Below are 19054 nucleotides of genomic sequence, written 5' to 3' on the forward strand. Positions count from 1 at the left end.
CCGCTGGTTGACGGGTAGATCCACGCCATGCGTGGATGCTTTTCGATTCCGATCCGGGTCTCATCCACGCATGGCGTGGATCTACCGGTCGCCGGGCCGAGGGCCCGGCGACCGTCAGGCTCGGCCCAGCTCGGCCATGACGCGCGTCAGGCCCTCCTGCCAGGTCGGCAGTGCAATGCCGAAGTCCTGCTGCAGCTTATGGTTGTCCAGCACCGACCACGCCGGGCGTTTGGCTGGGGTGGGATATTCGGAACTGGGAATGGCGACCACCTCCGGCACCTTGGCCAACACGCCAGTGGCCAATGCCTCGGCGAAAATCGCCTCGGCAAAGCCATGCCAGCTGGTCTGGCCGTTGGCGGTGAGGTGCCAGGTACCCGACAGCTGCCCGGGGTGCTGCACTGCCTGCGCGGTGACATCGGCGATCAGCGCGGCCGGGGTCGGCGTGCCGATCTGGTCGGCCACCACCCGCAGCTGGTCACGCTCGGCGCCCACCCGCAGCATCGTGCGCAGGAAATTGGCACCGTGCGAGGCGTACACCCATGCCGTGCGGAAGATCAGGTGGCGGCCGCCGGCTGCGCGCACGGCGTCTTCGCCATCACGCTTGCTGGTGCCATACACACCCAGCGGCGCGGTCGACTCATCTTCGGCATAGGGCGCGGTGCCCTGGCCATCGAACACGTAATCAGTGGAGTAATGCACGAACGGCACGCCGTGAATCGCGCACCAGCGCGCGATCACGCCCGGCGCCTGTGCATTGGCCGCGTACGCGGCCTCCACTTCCTGCTCGGCACGGTCGACGGCGGTGTAGGCGGCGGCATTGACCACCAGCGACGGCTGCAGCCGGTCCAGCAGGGCCGGCAGGCTGTCGGGCTGGCCAAAATCCGCCGTTTCGCAGGGCGTGCCGTCAGCCAGCACACCACTGCGGGTGGTCGCCAGCACCGGCCCCAGCGGGGCCAGCGCGCGCAGCAGCTCCTGGCCGACCTGGCCGTTCCCGCCGAACACCAGCACGGTCATGGCACGTAGACCGGCAGGCGGTCCTCGGCGATGTCCTTCAGGAAGGGGGCGGCTTTGTCCTTGGCCGAAAGCTGCACGCTACTGACCGGCCAATCGATCGCGATGTCGGCATCGTTCCAGCGAATTCCTGCGTCAGCCTCTTTCACATACACATCGGTGCAGAGATAGTTGAACAGCGCGGTTTCGGACAGTACGACGAAGCCATGCGCAAACCCTTCCGGAATCCAGAACTGCCGCCGGTTCTCAGCACTAAGAATCACCGCTTCCCAAAGACCAAACGTTGGCGAACCGCGGCGGATATCCACCGCCACGTCGTAGACCTCACCCTGCAGCACCGAGATCAGCTTGCCCTGCGGACGCGGCCACTGGTAATGGATGCCTCGCAGGACGCCTTTGCTCGAAGAAGAAATATTGCTTTGTACGAAGCTGCTGACCAGGCCCACGTCCGCGTACCGGTCGGCATTCCATGTTTCAAAGAAAAACCCGCGGTCATCACCGAACACAGCAGGCTCGATGATTCTGCAACCGGGAAGGCTTGTCTCGATTACCTTCAAGGCACCACTCCACGCTGCAACAGCTTGGTCAGGTACTGGCCATAGCCATTCTTGCTCAGAGGTGCGGCCAGCGCGGCAAGCTGTGACGCATCGATCCAGCCCTGCCCGAACGCGATCTCCTCCGGGCAACAGACCTGCAGCCCTTGCCGCGTCTGGATCGTCTCGATGAAGTTCGACGCTTCCAGCAGTGACTGATGGGTGCCGGTATCCAGCCAGGCATACCCACGCCCAAGCGGCTCCAGCTGCAGCATGCCCTCATCGAGGTAACGCTGGTTCAGATCCGTGATCTCCAGTTCGCCACGCGGCGAGGGCTTCAGTTCAGCGGCGTATTCACTGGCTTTGCTGTCGTAGAAGTACAGGCCGGTAACTGCGTAGTTCGATCGCGGCTGCGTCGGCTTTTCCACCAGCCCGACCACCTTGCCCTGTGCGTCGAACTCGGCCACGCCGTAGCGCTCCGGATCGTTGACCCAATAACCGAATACGGTCGCACCCTGCTCGCGCTGGTCGGCTCGCTTGAGCACATCGCGAAGACCGGTGCCGTGGAAGATGTTGTCGCCCAGCACCAGGCAGCTCGGCTTGCCATCAAGGAACTCGCGGCCGATCAGATAGGCCTGGGCCAGGCCGTCCGGGCTGGGCTGCACCGCGTACTGGATGTCCATGCCCCACTGCGAACCGTCACCCAGCAGCTGCTGGAACAGCGCCTGCTCGTGTGGCGTATTGATGATGAGCACTTCACGGATGCCCGCCAGCATCAGCACGCTGAGCGGGTAGTAGATCATCGGTTTGTCGTACACCGGCAGCAGCTGCTTGCTGACGCCCTTGGTGATCGGATACAGCCGGGTGCCGGAGCCGCCGGCCAGGATGATGCCTTTACGCTGCGTCATGTTTTCTCCGGGGTTCAGGCGGCGGTGCCGATGCGCTGCAGGCGGTAGCTGCCATCCAGCACGCCGTTGACCCATGCCTGGTTTTCCAGATACCAGTCAACGGTGAAGGCGATGCCCTGTTCGAAGGTGTACGCCGGCTCCCAGCCCAGGTCGTTCTTCAGCTTGGACGCATCGATGGCGTAGCGGCGGTCATGGCCGGGGCGATCGGCCACGTAGGTGATCTGGCTGCTGCGCGGCTGGCCATCCTCACGCGGGCGGCGCGCATCGAGCAGCGCGCAGATCGCCTGCACCACTTCGATGTTCTGCTTTTCCGAGTTGCCGCCGACGTTGTAGGTCTCGCCGACCTGGCCCTTGGCCAGCACCGTGCGGATCGCTTCGCAGTGGTCGGTGACGAACAGCCAGTCGCGCACCAGCCTGCCATCGCCGTACACCGGCAGCGGTTCGCCGGCCAGCGCCTTGGCGATCACCAGCGGAATGAGCTTTTCCGGGAAGTGGTACGGGCCATAGTTGTTGGAACAGTTGGTGGTCAACACCGGCAGCCCGTAGGTGTGGTGAAACGCACGCACCAGGTGGTCCGACGCGGCCTTGGACGCCGAGTACGGCGAATTGGGCGCATACGGGGTGGTCTCGCTGAACTTGCCGGTCTCGCCCAGGGTGCCGTACACCTCGTCGGTGGACACGTGCAGGAACCGGAACGCCGCGCCCTGCTCGGCCGGCAGCGCCTTCCAGTAATCACGCACCGCTTCCAGCAGGCCCAGCGTACCGACCACGTTGGTCTGGATGAAGGCGCCCGGACCATCGATGGAACGGTCCACATGGCTTTCGGCAGCGAAGTTCAGCACCGCATCGGGCTGGTGCTCGGCCAGCAGGCGGGCCACCAGGGCGCTGTCGCCGATGTCACCCTGCACGAACACGTGGTCCGGGTTGCCGTCCAGGCTGGACAGGGTCTTCAGGTTGCCGGCGTAGGTCAGCACGTCAAGATTGACGACCTTGACGCCGCGGGCGACGGCTTCGAGAACGAAGTTACCGCCAATGAAACCGGCGCCGCCGGTGACAAGCCAAGTGGGCACTGCCTGTTCTCCTGTTGGAATTCGTGGGACGGGGCCTTCATGGCCCCGACAATGCAACTTGAAAGGATACAACGGCATTGCTGCATGAGGCGATCACACAGGTGAACCACCGGCTTTTCACTGCTGCATCGCAGCATGCAGGGAGCTCCATACGTATTCGCATGGTACCCCGCCACCCGCTAGAATCGTAAACCACCCCCGAACCGGTTTCTGTTGCAGGACCGGATATTCTCCCAGCAGATGTAAGCCGGCCGGTGGCCGGTACTACAAGGACCCCGTACCAGATGAAAATCCTCGTCGCGTACAAGCGCGTGGTGGACTACAACGTCCGCATTCAGGTCAAGCCGGACGGCTCCGGCGTGGTCACCGACGGCGTCAAGCTGTCGCCCAACCCCTTCGATGAAATCGCCCTGGAAGAAGCCCTGCGCCTGCGCGACAAGGGCATCGCCACCGAAGTCGTGGTCGCCACCATCGCCCCGGCCGACGCCCAGGCGCACCTGCGCAATGGCCTGGCCATGGGTGCAAACCGTGCCATTCACGTCGTCACCGACCAGGCCATCCAGCCGCTGACCGCCGCCCGCACCCTGCTCAAGCTGGTCGAGAAGGAACAGCCGGATCTGGTGATCCTCGGCAAGCAGGCCATCGACGACGATGCCAACCAGACCGGCCAGATGCTGGCCACGCTGTGGGGCCGCCCGCAGGCGACCTTCGCCAGCAGGCTGGACATTGCCGACGGCAAGGCCACGGTGACCCGCGAAGTCGACGCCGGCCTGGAAACGCTGGAAGTGGATCTGCCGGCCGTGGTCACCACCGACCTGCGCTTGAACGAGCCGCGCTTCATCAAGCTGCCGGACATCATGAAGGCCAAGGCCAAGCCGCTGGAGAGCCTGCAGCTGGCCGACCTCGGCGTTGAAGCCGCCGATACCTTCAAGACCGCCCAGTACGCCGCGCCGTCCAAGCGCAGCAAGGGCGTGATGGTCAAGGACGCGGCCGAACTGGTAGCCGCACTCAAGCAGAAGGGGTTGCTGTAATGAGCAAGATTCTCGTCATCGCCGAGCACCACGACGGCAAGCTCAACGCCGCCACCGCCAAGACCGTCAGCGCCGCCGCCGCCATCAGCGGTGCCAGCATCGACGTGGTGGTGCTGGCCGCCGATCCGGCCGCCGTCGCTGCAGAAGCGGCGAAGATCGCCGGCGTGGCCAAGGTCCTGACCGTGGCCAACGCCGCCAACGCGCAGGCCATCGCCCAGGTGCTGGCGCCGCAGATCGCGCAGCTGGCCAAGGGCTACAGCCACGTGTTCGGCCCCTCCACCACCTTCGGCAAGGACCTGATGCCGTGCGTGGCCGCCCTGCTCGGCGTCAACCAGGTCTCCGACCTGATGACGGTTGAAGGCAGCCACACCTTCAAGCGTCCGATCTACGCCGGCAACGCGATCATCACTGTGGAAGTCCCGGCCGACCAGATCGTGGTCGCCACCGTGCGCGCCGCGTCGTGGCCGGAAGCCGCCCAGGGCGGCAATGCTGCCATTGAAGCGGCCAGCGTCGATGCCGCTCTGCCGACCCACACCCGCTTCATCGGCCTGGCCGCCGGTGCCAGCGACCGCCCGGACCTGCAGAGCGCCAAGCGCGTGGTCTCCGGTGGCCGCGGCGTCGGTTCGGAAGAGAACTTCAAGGTGATCTTCCAGCTGGCCGACAAGCTCGGCGCCGCCGTCGGTGCCTCGCGCGCCGCCGTCGATGCCGGCTACGTGCCCAGCGACCTGCAGGTCGGCCAGACCGGCAAGATCATTGCGCCGGAACTGTACGTGGCCGTGGGTATCAGTGGTGCCATCCAGCACCTGACCGGCATCAAGGACGCCGGCACCATCGTGGCGATCAACAAGGACGGCGATGCGCCAATCTTCGAGATTGCCGATATCGGCCTGGTGGGGGATCTGTTCACGATCCTGGCGGAACTGGAGCAGGTGCTCTGACTATTTTCCCCTATCGTTCCCATGAGTAAGTCGCCCGTCATGATCGATGGCATCAACGAACCTCCAGCCCCGGTTCTGGACGTTTCCGTCGTGGTTCCCGTGTATGGCTGCCGAAACTGCCTTGAAGACCTGGTCGACCGTGTCGGCCGGGTCCTGCAGGCGGCGTCGCGGTCGTATGAAATTGTGCTGGTGGACGACAACAGCCCGGATCAGTCCTGGACCAGGATCAACGAGCTGTCGGATCGACATGAGGCTGTCCGGGGCCTGCGCCTTTCACGCAATTTCGGCCAGCATGCCGCCATCACCGCCGGCCTCGCCCATAGCCGGGGCGAGACGGTGGTGGTGATGGATTGCGACCTGCAGGATGTGCCTGAAGAGATTCCCACGCTTCTGGCCGCGATGACAGGGGATGTCGAAGTGGTGCTCGGCCAGCGCGTTGACCGGCAGGACAGCTGGGCCAAGCGCACGGGCTCGATGCTGTTCTACCGGGCTCTGGGGTGGTTGACCGACACCCGCTATGACCACACGACGGCCAACTTCGGTGCATACAGCCGCAAGGTGGTCGATGCTTTGAACGGAATGGACGAATCCGACCGTTTCCTCCCCCTGCTGGTCCGCTGGACCGGCTTCAATACGGCCAAGGTTCCCGTGTCGCACGGCTTGAGGACCGAGGGCAAGAGCGGCTACAGCCTGGGAAAGCTGCTGCAGATGGCCGGCCGCATTGCACTGTCCTTCTCGGACAAGCCGCTGCGGCTGGTCATGACGGCAGCCCTCATGATCGCGCTGATGGCAGCGGCAATTGCCGTGTTCAGCGTCTATCGCTATAGTTCCGGCGATATACGTGTTGCGGGCTTTACCAGCATCATCGCGTCAATCTGGCTGGTGGGCAGTATCGTCATGGCATGCATAGGCGTGCTGGGCCTGTACCTGGGCAAAGTGCACGGCGAGGTCAAGCGACGCCCTCGCTATCTGGTCTGGCAGGACACATGGAAGTGAAATCAACGAGCCCCACCCGGCACCTTTCAGCCGCGCCACTGGATTCACGCCGTTTTGGCATCACTGTGCTTCGCGGTACGATCGACGCTGCGGCGGACACTGCCGAGGTCATCGAGGAGATCGAGGCAAGCGACGCCGACCTGGTTATCTTCCGCGTGCCCGCCGGCTGCACGGCCGTGCCGACCGGCCTGCAACGCCGGGGCAGCGTGGTCATCCACGCCGACACTCTGGTCTACTACGGAATGGACCTGGACCGCAGCGCGGCACCGCCTGCCGAAGCGAAAGTCCAGCGAGCCACCGATGCCCATCGTGCCGCACTGGCGGTCATCGCAGATCGCAGCTTCTGCAACTACCGCGCGCACTACGCAGCCAATCCGCTGCTGAGCCGTGATTTGGTGCTATCAGGATACGTGGAGTGGGCACTGAGTCGGCTCAGCCAGGATCGTGCCAACGAAGCCACGTGGGTGGTCATCGAGGAAGGCACGGTGGCAGGTTTCGCCACCTGCGATATCAGCGGCGACTCGGTCGAGATCATCCTCAACGCGGTCCACCCCGATTTCGAACGACGCGGCCTCTACGGAATGCTGCTGCGTCACATCCAGCACCACTATGCACACCAGTCGCTGAAAAAACTGCTGATTTCCACCCAGATCTGGAACTTCACCGTCCAGCGCCAGTGGGGGCGTAACGGTCTGCAGCTGCAGCGGGCCTTTGACACCTACCACATGGATCGGCGCTTGACGCCGTCATCGGGCGGGCGATGAACGCTATCTTCCCTTGGCTGATGGTGGCATCGACCATCGTCCTGACCAGCTACGGCCAGCTGGTGATCAAGTGGCAGGCCAATACGTTCAAACCGGGCTCCGAAGGCTTGATCGGGCGCCTGCCCGCCGTGTTCCAGCTGTTGCTGCAACCGTGGGTCATCTCCGCGTTCGTCGCGGCATTTGCCGCGTCGCTGTGCTGGATGCTGGCGATTTCCCGGCTGGAACTGAGCAAGGCCTATCCTTTCATGGCGCTGAACTTCCTGCTGGTCTGCATCGTGGCGGTACCGGTGTTCGGTGAACCCTTCAACCTCGCCAAAGGCCTCGGCCTGGCCACCGTGGTGGTGGGCCTGGTCATCCTCAGCCAAGGCTGAACGCTTACGCAGCTTCGTCATTCCCAAAGGCGCACACATGATCCGCTTCAATCGTCCGTTCATGACCGGCAAGGAATTGCCCCTGATCGAGCAGGCCCACCGCAACGGCCACCTGTCAGGTGATGGTCCCTTCACCAAGGAATGCCACGCGTGGCTGCGGAAGAACACCAGCGCCACTACGGCACTGCTCACTCATTCATGCACGGCCGCACTGGAAATGGCGGCACTGCTGCTGCGGCTGCAGCCCGGCGACGAAGTCATCATGCCGTCGTTCACCTTCGTGTCAACCGCCAGTGCCTTTGCCCTGCGAGGTGCCGTTCCGGTATTCGTGGACATCCGAGCGGATACTCTGAACATCGATGAGGCGCTGATCGAGGGGGCCATCACCTCCCGGACCAAGGCCATCTGCGTGGTCCACTACGCTGGCGTGGCGTGCGAAATGGACGCCATCATGGCCATCGCCGAACGCCACGGGCTTCGGGTCGTCGAAGACGCAGCCCAAGGCATCATGTCCAGCTACCGCGGCCGCCCCTTGGGCACCATTGGCGACCTGGGCGCCTTCAGCTTCCACGAGACCAAGAACATCATCTCCGGCGAAGGCGGTGCCCTGCTGTGCCGGGACGAGGAGTATGGTGAAGCCGCCGAGATCATCCGCGAAAAGGGCACCAACCGCAGCCGGTTCTTCCGCGGCCAGGTGGACAAGTACACCTGGGTCGACGTGGGCTCCTCCTACCTGCCCGGTGAAATCACCGCCGCATTCCTGGCCGCGCAGATGCAGGATGCCGACGAGATCACGCGTCGCCGCCTCGCCATCTGGGATCAGTACCACGCGTGGGCGCTGCAGCACGAGCAGTCCGGACACGTCCGCCGCCCGGTGGTTCCCGAGCACTGCACGCACAACGCGCACATGTACTACATGCTGCTGCCCAGCCTCGAGCATCGCACTCGCTTCATCGAGGCCCTCAAGGCGCGCGGTGTGCAGGCGGTGTTCCACTACATCCCGCTGCACTCGTCCCCCGCCGGCCAGTCCTGCGGTCGGTCCGAGGGCGAGCTTCCGGTGACCAACGACGTGTCCGAACGCCTGATCCGCATGCCGCTCTGGCTCGGCCTTGAAGAATCGATGGATCACGTACTTCGCAGCGCCGACGAAGCCCTGCAGGAGGCATTTGCGTGATCGACGCAACGGCCGGCATCGGCAGCAAAGTCGCCGGTCCCAGCAGGCCGGCGCTGTTCGCGCTGGCCTATGCATCGGCCTTCCTCTGCTCCAAGTACCTTGGACTTTCGACCGGCTACGCCTTGGATGACTACGCCGTCAGCCACACATCGCCGGAGGGACTGGCTGGCTTCTTCCTGAGCCAGGGTCGGTACACCAATGCCGTTCTGGACACCATCCTGCGCGCCAGCGACCTGAACATGACCAGTTTCTCGGTCATTGCGTTCATCGCAACCCTGATCTTCAGCACGCTGTTCTACCTTGCCGTCTTCAAGCCTGACAGCCGCCAGCAGCCCAGCATCATTGCCGCAGCGGCTGCGCTGCTTGGCGCCCATTCTTACTACACGGAGTACATCACCTTCCGGCAATCGGCCCTGCCGATGTCGGTGATGTTCGCCATGCTGTGGGTCGCGGCAAGCCAGTATCGAATTGCCATGTTCACCGCTGACAGGCGTGCCGTTCGGCTGGCCGTGGCGGCCGCTGCCGGCGTGATCGCAATGGGCGCCAACCAGCTCGCACTCTGCTATGCGGCCATCGCGGTGCTCTATATGCACCTGGCCGCGCCCGTGGCAGACCTGCGGGAAGGTTCTGCTGCCCCCCTGCTGCCCCAGGCCGCGAAGGCCATCAGCCTGACAGCCGCCTGCGGGTTCGTCCTGAGCGCTGGCAACTTGGTGGCAGCGATGATCGGCAGGATGGTGGGTCATGTCGGCACCGATGGCCGCGCCACCCTGGTGTCGGCAGGTCAGTTGCCTGAGCGCGCAGCGCAGCTGATGGAGCTCATGCCCACGCTACTCATCAAGGCCGAGCCCATCGCCGCAACACCTGCGAAGGTGCTGCTGCTGCTGAGTGTGTTGTTGGCACTTCTGCCGTTTGGTCGCGCGCACGTACGTGGCAGGTTGCTGGTGCTGCTGTTCGCTGCGACGGCGTGGGGCATCGCCTTGCTGCCGCATGTTGTTTCGGGCACATGGTGGCCGGTTCCGCGTACCCTTGTGGCCGTCCCCATGGTCTTTGCCGGTGTCCTGGTGCTGTGCAGCCATGCCGGCCAGTTGCAGCTCCGCGTGTCCGCGGGATTGTCGCTCGCTGCGGCCGTTCTGTTCTGCGCGCACAGCAATGCCATCCTGATCAACCAACAGCGGGTGAACCGCTGGGATATCGCGCAGGCCCAGGACATTGCAAGCCGGGTGGCCGAACGCTTCCCGCGGAAGCATGCGAAGCTGGCAATTGTGGGGGGCAAGTGGAGTTACGCCGTGGCACCCCAGGCTGCGCAGGGTGACATGAACCTGTCGGCACTGTCAGTTGGCTGGGCTATCGACCCCCTCTTCGACGAGGCCACCGGTACCGACCTGACCGTTCGTTCAGCACCGGAGTTGGCGGAAACCTGCGCTGGCAAGCCCGTCTTTCCCTCTCCCGAGTCCACCATCGAAACTGCGGACGAGATCGTCGTCTGCCTTTGACCCGATACAAACAACGCCCCTTGCGGGGCGTTGTTTTTTCGCGGCTTCAGCCGGTGATCGGGAAGCCAGGTTTGATGCAATCCCGCGCAGCAATCAGCTATGCGCTGCGATATGCAGGTTGCAGGACCAGTTCTGTTCCGCACCGTCTTCCAGCGCCACGTGAAGCGTCACGGTCTGGGCGCCCGCGAAGGCAGCGCTGTCGATTTCGAGCTTCTCGCCCTGCTTGGGATCAAGCAGCTTGGGCTCGCCGGAACCTACGATGACCTTCACCTTGTAGGCACATCCGGCACGACCGGCGGTCAGCGTGTACTTGCTGGCAGAGTCCTTCAGCTCGACATCCACCGTACGCCCGAAGAACGGGGGAAGCGGCGCAACGCTGAGGCCGTTTTCTTCGAACTGGAAAGACTCATAGTCGAGCTTCATCTCTTTCGACGCCGCCTGGTCCGGGTAGACCGGCGTGATGTTCGCGGTGCCGTTCCACGGCGAGGCCGGCTGCTCCGGCGCAGCGGCGGCAGCCGGGGCCTCATCAGCCTTGGTCGGGCTATCGACCGCCTGATCGTTGTTGCCAGAGCACGCGGCCAGCAAGAGGGCAGCGACACCCAGCAACGGCATCGACGAGGAACGTACGAAGGGCTTCATGACTTAATTTCCTGGAATGGGGATGGATGGGTAGGAGCTTGAAACAACAGCGGTACAGGTTTTCCGTGCCGTCTGGAGACGTCCAGGAAACGCGCTCAGCCGTGGCTGCAACAGGTGCATGGCCCCGCGCTGAGCCCGCGGCGGCAGATTCTATCGCACGATCTCGGGGTCAAGTAAAAAGCGACGTGTGTGGGAGGGGAATCCGAGCTCCAACCTACCGCCGCGTTGCGCTGCGGGACTCCCGGCAGCGCGGCATGTGGAGGCATGGCCGATGGGTGTGCTTCCTCAGCCTTGGCGAGCCCGCCTCAGCGCGCCGTCTTCACTACCAGCCGCGGCCAACACCGCCCCGGTCCGGGATGCCGGGGTTCGGGAGTGGACCGGCAGGTAGCCCTCCAGGCACTCCAGCGACGCCGTGAAGTCTTCCCAACGGCGATTCTGGCGCAGCGATGCCAGCTGCCGCTGGACGCGTTCGTCCCGAAGCTGCGCAGAAGACTGCAACAATTTCAGCTGGGACACGAAGGCAGCCACATCGTCATGGCGTTCCACCATGTCCTGCTCTGCGAGGAAGTCAACGATGCCCCCGACCTGCGGGGCACAGATCGGCAATTTTGCCGCAGCGACATCGAACAGAATGGTCGGGGTGCCTTCCCAGGCGGTGGTATGCAGGTAAGCGAAGTGTTCGGGAGTGGCCACTTCCTCAAGCCGCTGGAACTCACCGTGCAGGGTGACGTTGGTCAGCGAGCGCAGTCCGGAAAGGTCCTGCACCGCTGCTCCGGACATGACCTGTGCACCGTACACATCGAAGTGCACGTCGGGCATCTGCGCTGCGATCAAGGCCAGGATGTCGGGTCGCTTCTGCCGGTCTAGGCGGCCAGCCCACAACACGCGCCTGGCACCTTGGGTTGAGATCGCCCGACCAGCCCCTTCCGTCACCCGACCGTCATAAGGAAACGGGATGAAGGTGAACGATGCGTGCGGAACACCCAGCTCGCGCGACCATATCCGCGGATAGCGCGAGTTGTCGGAGATGATCGTCGACAGGTGCGGGTAGCAGGAGCGCAGATAGTCACGCGCATAGCCAACCGGATTCATCTGCTGGTCGTAGTCATCGCAGAACAGTGAAGCAAACAACCGAGAGTGCTGGGTCAAGGCCAGACCATGGCGCAGGATCGCATCCCAGCCAACGCGGGAGTTCACAAGGTGGATCGTCGGTGCGCGCAGCTGCAGCAGCACGCGCACCATCACGTTCACCTGCTGGTTGAAATCAAGCGAGGCTGCGGTGTTGCCGAAGTCCACCAGATGCGCCTGCGTCGGCAGCCTGGAGGCCCAGGGCGAGGAGGCAGGCTCGGTCGTCAGAACGAGGATCCGTGCTGCCGGATCGCTCTCCGCAATGGCACTTGCGTGGTAAAGAATTCCGCGGTCGGCCCCGCCTGGCTTCAGCCACGGCACCAGCAGGATGTGGGTGTACGTCGCCTCGCCGATGGCATCGGACAATGTGGCGTAGACCGCCCCCTGCCGGGTATCCATGGGCACGGAGTAGAAGGCGTAGCGCTCGATGCCGGACCCTGGCGGCAGCAGCTCAGGCTCGATCGCGGCAAGGGCGCGCATCTCATCCTGCAGCCAGACAGGCATCGTCGGGGCTGATGGAGCCCCCTGCGAGGTCGCACCAGGTGCTGCCGACCGTGCCGACAACAGGGCAAGGATACGACGCACCCAGTGAGCCACGCGACGGGTGTATCGGTTTCGAACCCAGCGATTCCGGGTCAATTGATCAAACATGGCCTTGTCCTTCGCCGCGCTTGCGCCCTAGGGCAAACAGCGAGGTACGCGGAATGACGGTTCTCAGTGCATGGCTGGCTTCGTTGAGCGAGCCGTGCCATTTACGCCGGTAGAAATACGCTGAGCCCCAGGCGAGCCTATGGACCACACCCTGTGCGATCGTCTCTGCATTCCAGTACCAGTCCTCGTATCCGAAGCCCGTCCGCTTCGGATAGCAAGCGACGTAGGGGATGCTCTCAAACAGTTCGCGGGTCGAGAACGCGGCGCTGATCCACGGGTTGACGGTGAGCAGCGCGTTCTCGTCGTAGTAGCTTCCGTCCTGGTCCACCTGCCAGTTGAATGCGCTGTACATGCCAAAACTCAGGACCATTTCTGGATGCAGGATGAAACGTCCCTGCTGGCGGGCCGCCTCCTTCATGTGTACCAGGAAATAGCCGGTGGAAATGAGGTCATCACCATCCAGGGTGCACACATAGTCCGCCCGGCACGCCGCAACGCCCGCATTACGCGCAAGCGCCGCATCGCCCAGCCGGGTCTCGACGAGCACTTCAGTCCCATCCAGGTCAGGGTGTTCGGTCACGAACATGCGGGTCTGGGGGTCTGCGTTGTCGAGCACCAGGACCAGCTGCACCTCGACCGAGTTCTGCCGGGCCACGCTACGGGACAACGCGTACGAGCGCAGCGAGGTGTGCGCAAGAATCCCTTCTCCATGGAACGTGACGATGGCGCTCAAATCTGGCCGGGTCATTTGCCGCTCCTGCGGCTCGACGGCGCTGGTGCCCGTCGCTTCCTCATCGCATTCATTCTGCGCCCCAATCTACGGAATTCTAAGCGGATTTAACGGGTGTAATGATACTAGCCGACATGTCATGACGCGAACGGCACTGCGCGTCCTAGAAACCTGCATGCCGGACAGTCCCGTAATACTTCTGTACAAGCTGTCCCAGGTAACCAGGACCAAAGGCGATGCCGCACGCATCGGCGGCCCTCAGGCAGTCGGTGGTGTCGATGGGGAACGACGCACCCCGCTCGAGAATGCTGTAGCGCCCGCGTCTAGCGAGCGCGTCCTCCATGCTGTGGACGATGGCAAGCATGTTGGTCGAACGGACATCGGCAAGCGGCATCATACGCGGGAACCGGTCCGGATGATGCAGTACATGGGTCACCAGGGTGGCCACGTCCTCGACATCGATCAGATTGCGCTCCGAACGCGCCCACACTTCAAAATGCTCACCAGACTGAATGCGCTGGCGCAGGAAATTCGTCAAAGTGTGGGGGTTGCCCCCTTCCCCGACCACCTGGGGAAGCCGGAACACCGTCCCGCGCTCGTCCGCCAGAACCCTCGCCTCCATCCGGGTCTTGTGCAGCAGGTAGGGGGTCTTTGGCTCATCCGGATTGCCCACGGCACAGCTTCCGAAGTACACGACCCGGCGCACGTGGGGATGGCTGAACACCCCATCCAGCAAATGCTGCTCACGATCAAATGCGGCCTGCCCACGCTCGTCGGAATTGGACACCCCTGCGGCAACGATCACCGTCGCCCGGTCCTGCTTCCACTTGCTGGCGAAGGCCTTTGCGACCAGGCCTCGTCCAATGATCACTGTGTTCTTCCTTGTTCGATGGGGCTGTCAGGCGCTGCTGATCGGCCCGGCAGGTAGTGCGGCGTGTCGTGCAGTGTCCGGACGAACGTCGTCCAGTCCCGCCCATTGGAAAGTGAATCGTATTGTCCGCGCCGGCGCCGCTCACGGAGGGCCTGGTCGTTGACGAGTTCCCTCAGCCTCGCCATGAATCCAGCTACGTCATCGGGATGTTCGACCAGCCAGTCAACATCAAGCAGGTCGCCGATTCCCCCGACGGCAGGTGCCACGATCGGCAGGCCCGCCGCAGCGGCATCAAGCAGCAGCGTCGGCAGCCCTTCCCAGGACGTGGTGAAGAGCAGTGCGGCATGGCTGGGGCTTACGATGGCGTCGAAACGCTCGAATGAACCATTCATGTTTACATTGGCCAATGCACCGATCTCCTTGACGGCAGGATGCGGATGCCCCAATTCAGATACCCCATGTACGTCGAATTCCACTGATGGCATGGACCTTGCAATCTGTAGCAGGATGTCAAGCCGCTTCTGGCGATCAAATCGCCCCGCCCACAGCACGCGGGCAGGTCCCTCGATCACGTAGGGGCGTTCCTTTCGCACGACCTCCAAGTCATAAGGGAAACGCAATACGCTGAACAGCTCGCGAGGAACGCCAAGTTCCTTAGACCAGATGTCAGGAAAGACACTATTGTCGCAAAAAACTGTGACCAGGTTTGCATGACTATCGCGCAGATGACTGCGGGCGAAGCCAGTTGGGATGCCCTCTTCATCACGGTCATCGCAGAACAGCGAAGCAAAGAGCCCTGACGCCTGGCGCAGTGCCAGCCCATGCAGTGCGTACGCCTGCCAAGCGACCCGCGAGTTGATGGTGTGGATCACCGCCGGTTGCATCTGCAGCAACAGCCGGGTCAGAAGCTGGGTGCGGCCAGGCAGATCCATCCCGCCCACGATCTGGCCGAAACGGAGGACCCGGATCCCGGGCGGAACCCGTTCGAGCCAAGGGGACTCGACGTCCTCGGTCAGCACCAGCAACGCGTCGCCACTGGGCAGCGACTCCGCCCATACCCGGAGGTGGTGCAATGCCCCCCGATCAGCTCCGCCGCGCACCAGCCACGGCACGATGAGAACGTGACTGGCTGGCTGGATGCCCACAGCGGCCACCAGCTTGCGATAGCGCTCTCCCGGACGGCAGGTGAGTGCAATCGGCGCATGACGGAAGTGCCTCGGCTCATCCCGGTCCCGCAGCAGCCCGGGCTCGATGGCCGCGAGCGCGACCATTTCCTCGTGCAGCCAGGCCGGCATGGCACTGCGTCCGCTGCTGGCCATCCGCCCCACTGACTCGATGCGCCGGCCTATCCAGGCCAAGATGCGTCCCAACTCCATTCGCGGATTGCGCCGCAGTTGGTGCACGTCGACCCGACGCGCCAAGGCGAGCAGGCGCCACATCAAGGCTGCCCCCAGCGACCGAACAGGTCGCTCGGCGGCATCACGGCCTGCACGGCGGTGCTGTTCGCATTGACAGAACCGGCCTGCTTGATCCTGTAGAAGTAGGCCGTGTGCGGCACGGTCAGGTGCTCAAATCCCGCCGCTACCGTCTGGCAGCTCCAGTGCCAGTCTTCATAGCCATAACCGGTCTGGTCCGGTCGGCAGGCAACGTAGGGCACTTCGCTGAAGACTTCGCGTCGTGCGAACACTGCACTGATCCAAGGGTTGGCGTTGAGCAGCATGTCCGGTGAAAACGACATGCTGCGCTGGTCGATCTGGGTACCGAATCCGTCCCATTTGCCAAAGCTTGCAACGACTTCGGCATGCAATACCGACCGCGCAGGCGCATTGGCGGCGGCATCCAAGTGACGCTGCAGGTAATCGCGGCTGATCAGATCATCGCCGTCCAAGATGCAGACAAACGTGCCATCGGCCCGTTCGATTCCCATGTTGCGAGCCATCGCCGGGTCTCCGAAGGACGTAGCCAGGATCAGCTCGTCGCCCGTCAGGTCAGGATGGCCCCGCACGATCACCGTGGTCTGCTCGTCTGCGTTGTCCAGCACCAGCACGAATTGCACCCGTGATCCTGCCGCGCGCGCCTGCTGGCGCGACTGCAGGTAGCTGCGCAGCGCAGCATGGGCGAACACGCCCTCGCGGTGGAAGGTCACCACCACGGAAAGCTCAGCCGCCATCGCGCTTTCTCCAGCCAAGCCGCGTGGCGAGCACGTGCAGTACCATGCGAACCAGCGATTTCAAGGGCATCCGCTGGAGTGCTGACGCAAGCACCTTCATCTCCTCGGCAATGGCCTCGGCGGGAAGCCGTTGCGGTGGCGGGCTGCCGATCATCACTCCGGTCGCTGTGGCAAGGTCGCGCGCGGCGTCCTCGAGCTCCCGGTAGGCTGCGACCCTGTCATCCAATACAGCGGACTGGCGCTGATGTGCATCATTCAGCTGGTCCAGCGCTTCGCGGTTGCGCTTTAGATCTTCCTGCAGTGCGACCCATTCAGCCGCAGCGTGCAAGTGCGCGAACCGGTACGCAGCCCGCAGGCCGGTGATCTCCGTCGCCCGCGCTTCGCTCTCGGCATGGGATGCATCCAGTTCATCGCTCCGTTGGGCAAGTTCCATCTGCAAACGGTAATACTGCTGCTCCAGCCAGTCCTTGCCTTCCTGCAGGTGCTGCTGCCACTCTCGACGCTGCCCGAGTTCCAGGGTCAGGTGGTGGTACTGATCTTCCAGCCAGTGTTTCGCGGACGCCAGCTCCGCATGCTGCACGGTGATGCGCTGCAGTTCGGCGGTGAGGCGTGCGCAGTGACCGTCCAGCCATGCCTTTCCTTCCTGCAGCTTCTCACTCTCTGTCAGGTGGCCCTGCAGATCCGCGCGCAGCTCATCCAGCCCCTCGGCAAGCACGAGCAGCTGTGATTCGAGCTCCCGCTCGGCGACCACCCGCCGCTCAAGTTCGGCATTGAGATGGCCGTACTGACCGTCCAGCCAGTCCTTTGCGACCTGCAACTGCTCGGTCCACTGCTGCTGGCGGCGCAATTCAGCACGCGCCTCCTGCAGTTGTCCCTTCCAGGATCGATTACCCCACTGCCAGGCCATACCCGGACGCAATGGAGACTCGGCGGTCACCCTCAATGCCGTGGCCAGCCCGCCGGCCTCGTCCATGACCGCCGCAAACTCTCGCATCGAGAAGGTCTCCGGCGCGTCGGGGTCGGCCACGACTTCAGACCAGTCCGATTCGGCAGAGAGTCGGCGTGCTTCATCAAGGCCACGCGACCATGCAGTGCGCGCGGCATCGACGTTGCCTTGGGCAAACAAGATCCAGCCCAACCTCGCCGCAGCAGCCGTGGTCTTGGTACCCAGCAGCGGGCTGAAGCCCAATACATCGAAGGTCAGGACGCGCTGGTAAAGCTCGGTCGCTTCATCCAGCCTGCCATCTGCCTGGTAGAGCATCGCGGCCGCGAACGCCAGCGAAACCTGCCAACGCAGCACGGTGGGATTGCTAGCCGGCACGGCGATGTAGTGCCAGACGGCGGCGAGCAATTCCTGGCGCTCGTGACCAGCGACGACGTCCCCGTCATACAGCAGTACGCACAAGGCGGCCCCATGGTCGGCGGAAAACGGCGGCGTGGTGTCGAACACCTGCCGCGCCAACTGCCGGCGCAGCACAGGCGATTCGATCCGTTCCCCGATGGAGACGATCAACCGTACCACGCTGGCGTCCAGGTAGTCCCGTTGAAACGCAATGATGTTGGGAACCTGCGCGGACAGGTCCTGGGCTACCCCATGTCCACCGGTCTTCACGGCCAGCAGCACCAGCGCCTCGGCGTCAGGATCGTGCGCCAATGCGAGCGCCGAATCGCGATCAATCTCGTGGAACTGCTCAACACCGACACGACCCGCAGCATGCTGGTGCCACGCCCGGTCCACCACCAGTTCGAGCTGTTCCAGGCAGGTCACGAGGGGCAACAGTGGATCGAGACCATGCGCCAGCGGAATACGCAGGACCAGCCGCCCACTGCGGCGCAAAGGTGCATGGGCGTGGCGCAGCAGCCGGGGCCAGTCTGCGGTATCGCAGGCCATCTGCGTGATCACCACGTCCAGCGATTCGGTGAATTCCGACCAGCGCTCTGGATCGGTCCATTCCAAGCCAGGCTGCGATGGGGCAGGCGGAAGCGATGCGAGTACGCCTAGCCAACGGCAACGCGATTGCTGCTGCACGACCCGCCACACCCCATCTGCGGCGGCGTCTGCGGCCATCACGGCATCGCCAGGACGGACCAGCGCGGCCGCCAGGCCATGGTAACTGGCGTTCGTCATCGTCTCAGGCGACGTCGCCCTGACCCCGACCCGGGCAAGCACCAGCAGGGCAACCCTGCCGAGCGAGCCCGGCATGGTGAAGACTGCAGGGTGGAACTGCCAGCCGCGCTCGTGGGCCTGCTCCCGCCAAGCGGGCAGGTCCGCGTCAGCGTTACCGACCAGCACGAGGGTAGCGACATCCGAATCGAGTGCCTCGGAGCGCGATGCATCTGCCTGTGCCCAGGCCACCATCCATTCAGGCCGCTCGCCAGCTTCCTCCTGCTGCGCCATGCGGACCTCGCAACCGGCCTGGCGCAGCGGTGCGATCAGGATCGACAGGCCAGCACCGAGCAGGACGACCCGCCCTGGCCCGCAGATCGCCAGACAGAACTCCGCCAGCCCGTCGGGCAGCAGATCCGTCGCCGGCTGCGCGGGGGATAGTGATGCATCTGTCGCGGTCATGGCGGTT

18 protein-coding genes are annotated in these 19054 nt (G+C 63.9%); 7 read left to right on the plus strand and 11 right to left on the minus strand.

Annotated elements, in window-relative coordinates; genetic code table 11:
* Positions 1–114: 114 nt before the first annotated feature.
* Genes rfbD through rfbB form a run of 4 tightly spaced genes read right to left on the minus strand, consistent with a single transcriptional unit; the run spans position 115 to position 3522 of the window.
* On the minus strand, positions 115–1014 hold the full coding sequence (rfbD, locus tag ACQKDV_RS02650) for a dTDP-4-dehydrorhamnose reductase (RefSeq protein ID WP_427782246.1): 900 nt from the start codon (positions 1012–1014) through the stop codon (positions 115–117).
* Positions 1011–1568 carry a dTDP-4-dehydrorhamnose 3,5-epimerase gene (gene rfbC / locus ACQKDV_RS02655; RefSeq protein WP_427782247.1) on the minus strand — a complete coding sequence of 186 codons (558 nt, stop codon included), beginning with the start codon at positions 1566–1568 and terminating at the stop codon, positions 1011–1013. Before rfbC ends, rfbD begins: the two co-directional genes overlap by 4 nt.
* Positions 1565–2452, minus strand: coding sequence for a glucose-1-phosphate thymidylyltransferase RfbA (rfbA, locus tag ACQKDV_RS02660; protein ID WP_427782248.1), 888 nt, complete (start codon positions 2450–2452; stop codon positions 1565–1567). The genes rfbC and rfbA overlap by 4 nt, the downstream gene beginning before the upstream one ends.
* 14 nt (positions 2453–2466) lie before the next feature.
* Positions 2467–3522, minus strand: coding sequence for a dTDP-glucose 4,6-dehydratase (rfbB, locus tag ACQKDV_RS02665; protein ID WP_427782249.1), 1056 nt, complete (start codon positions 3520–3522; stop codon positions 2467–2469).
* 284 nt (positions 3523–3806) lie between these two features.
* On the opposite strand from rfbB, the gene ACQKDV_RS02670 reads away from it, so the two are divergent.
* Genes ACQKDV_RS02670 through ACQKDV_RS02700 form a run of 7 tightly spaced genes read left to right on the plus strand, consistent with a single transcriptional unit; the run spans position 3807 to position 10289 of the window.
* Complete coding sequence (locus ACQKDV_RS02670; protein ID WP_427782250.1) at positions 3807–4553, plus strand: electron transfer flavoprotein subunit beta/FixA family protein; 747 nt, start codon at positions 3807–3809, stop codon at positions 4551–4553.
* The gene (locus ACQKDV_RS02675; protein ID WP_427782251.1) at positions 4553–5491 is read left to right on the plus strand and encodes an electron transfer flavoprotein subunit alpha/FixB family protein; all 939 of its coding nucleotides are present in this window, start codon (positions 4553–4555) and stop codon (positions 5489–5491) included. Before ACQKDV_RS02670 ends, ACQKDV_RS02675 begins: the two co-directional genes overlap by 1 nt.
* A gap of 39 nt (positions 5492–5530) precedes the next feature.
* Complete coding sequence (locus ACQKDV_RS02680) at positions 5531–6487, plus strand: glycosyltransferase family 2 protein (RefSeq protein ID WP_427782252.1); 957 nt, start codon at positions 5531–5533, stop codon at positions 6485–6487.
* A complete protein-coding gene (locus tag ACQKDV_RS02685; RefSeq protein WP_427782253.1) occupies positions 6478–7251 on the plus strand; it encodes a GNAT family N-acetyltransferase in 774 nt (257 codons plus the stop codon). Before ACQKDV_RS02680 ends, ACQKDV_RS02685 begins: the two co-directional genes overlap by 10 nt.
* The gene (locus ACQKDV_RS02690; RefSeq protein ID WP_427782254.1) at positions 7248–7622 is read left to right on the plus strand and encodes an EamA family transporter; all 375 of its coding nucleotides are present in this window, start codon (positions 7248–7250) and stop codon (positions 7620–7622) included. Before ACQKDV_RS02685 ends, ACQKDV_RS02690 begins: the two co-directional genes overlap by 4 nt.
* Before the next feature lie 37 nt (positions 7623–7659).
* Positions 7660–8796 (plus strand): dTDP-4-amino-4,6-dideoxygalactose transaminase, encoded by a 1137-nt coding sequence (rffA, locus tag ACQKDV_RS02695; protein WP_427782255.1) that lies wholly within the window; start codon positions 7660–7662, stop codon positions 8794–8796.
* The gene (locus ACQKDV_RS02700) at positions 8793–10289 is read left to right on the plus strand and encodes a hypothetical protein (protein ID WP_427782256.1); all 1497 of its coding nucleotides are present in this window, start codon (positions 8793–8795) and stop codon (positions 10287–10289) included. The genes rffA and ACQKDV_RS02700 overlap by 4 nt, the downstream gene beginning before the upstream one ends.
* Before the next feature lie 93 nt (positions 10290–10382).
* On the opposite strand, the gene ACQKDV_RS02705 is transcribed toward ACQKDV_RS02700, so the two are convergent.
* The 7 genes from ACQKDV_RS02705 to ACQKDV_RS02735 all read right to left on the minus strand — a co-directional run bounded on the left by ACQKDV_RS02705 (position 10383) and on the right by ACQKDV_RS02735 (position 19047).
* Entirely contained in the window at positions 10383–10928 is a 546-nt protein-coding gene (locus ACQKDV_RS02705; protein ID WP_427782257.1) for a hypothetical protein, read from the minus strand.
* Positions 10929–11213: 285 nt separating this feature from the next.
* On the minus strand, positions 11214–12560 hold the full coding sequence (locus ACQKDV_RS02710; protein ID WP_427782258.1) for a glycosyltransferase: 1347 nt from the start codon (positions 12558–12560) through the stop codon (positions 11214–11216).
* A gap of 139 nt (positions 12561–12699) precedes the next feature.
* Positions 12700–13455 carry a glycosyltransferase gene (locus ACQKDV_RS02715; RefSeq protein WP_427782259.1) on the minus strand — a complete coding sequence of 252 codons (756 nt, stop codon included), beginning with the start codon at positions 13453–13455 and terminating at the stop codon, positions 12700–12702.
* 145 nt (positions 13456–13600) lie between these two features.
* The gene (locus ACQKDV_RS02720; protein ID WP_427782260.1) at positions 13601–14308 is read right to left on the minus strand and encodes an NAD-dependent epimerase/dehydratase family protein; all 708 of its coding nucleotides are present in this window, start codon (positions 14306–14308) and stop codon (positions 13601–13603) included.
* Positions 14305–15747 (minus strand): glycosyltransferase, encoded by a 1443-nt coding sequence (locus ACQKDV_RS02725; protein ID WP_427782261.1) that lies wholly within the window; start codon positions 15745–15747, stop codon positions 14305–14307. Before ACQKDV_RS02725 ends, ACQKDV_RS02720 begins: the two co-directional genes overlap by 4 nt.
* Positions 15747–16478, minus strand: coding sequence for a glycosyltransferase family 2 protein (locus ACQKDV_RS02730; protein ID WP_427782262.1), 732 nt, complete (start codon positions 16476–16478; stop codon positions 15747–15749). Before ACQKDV_RS02730 ends, ACQKDV_RS02725 begins: the two co-directional genes overlap by 1 nt.
* Positions 16468–19047, minus strand: coding sequence for a hypothetical protein (locus ACQKDV_RS02735; RefSeq protein WP_427782263.1), 2580 nt, complete (start codon positions 19045–19047; stop codon positions 16468–16470). The genes ACQKDV_RS02730 and ACQKDV_RS02735 overlap by 11 nt, the downstream gene beginning before the upstream one ends.
* Positions 19048–19054: the final 7 nt, after the last annotated feature.

Source organism: Stenotrophomonas sp. NPDC077659, assembly GCF_050268705.1.
Classification (GTDB): domain Bacteria; phylum Pseudomonadota; class Gammaproteobacteria; order Xanthomonadales; family Xanthomonadaceae; genus Stenotrophomonas.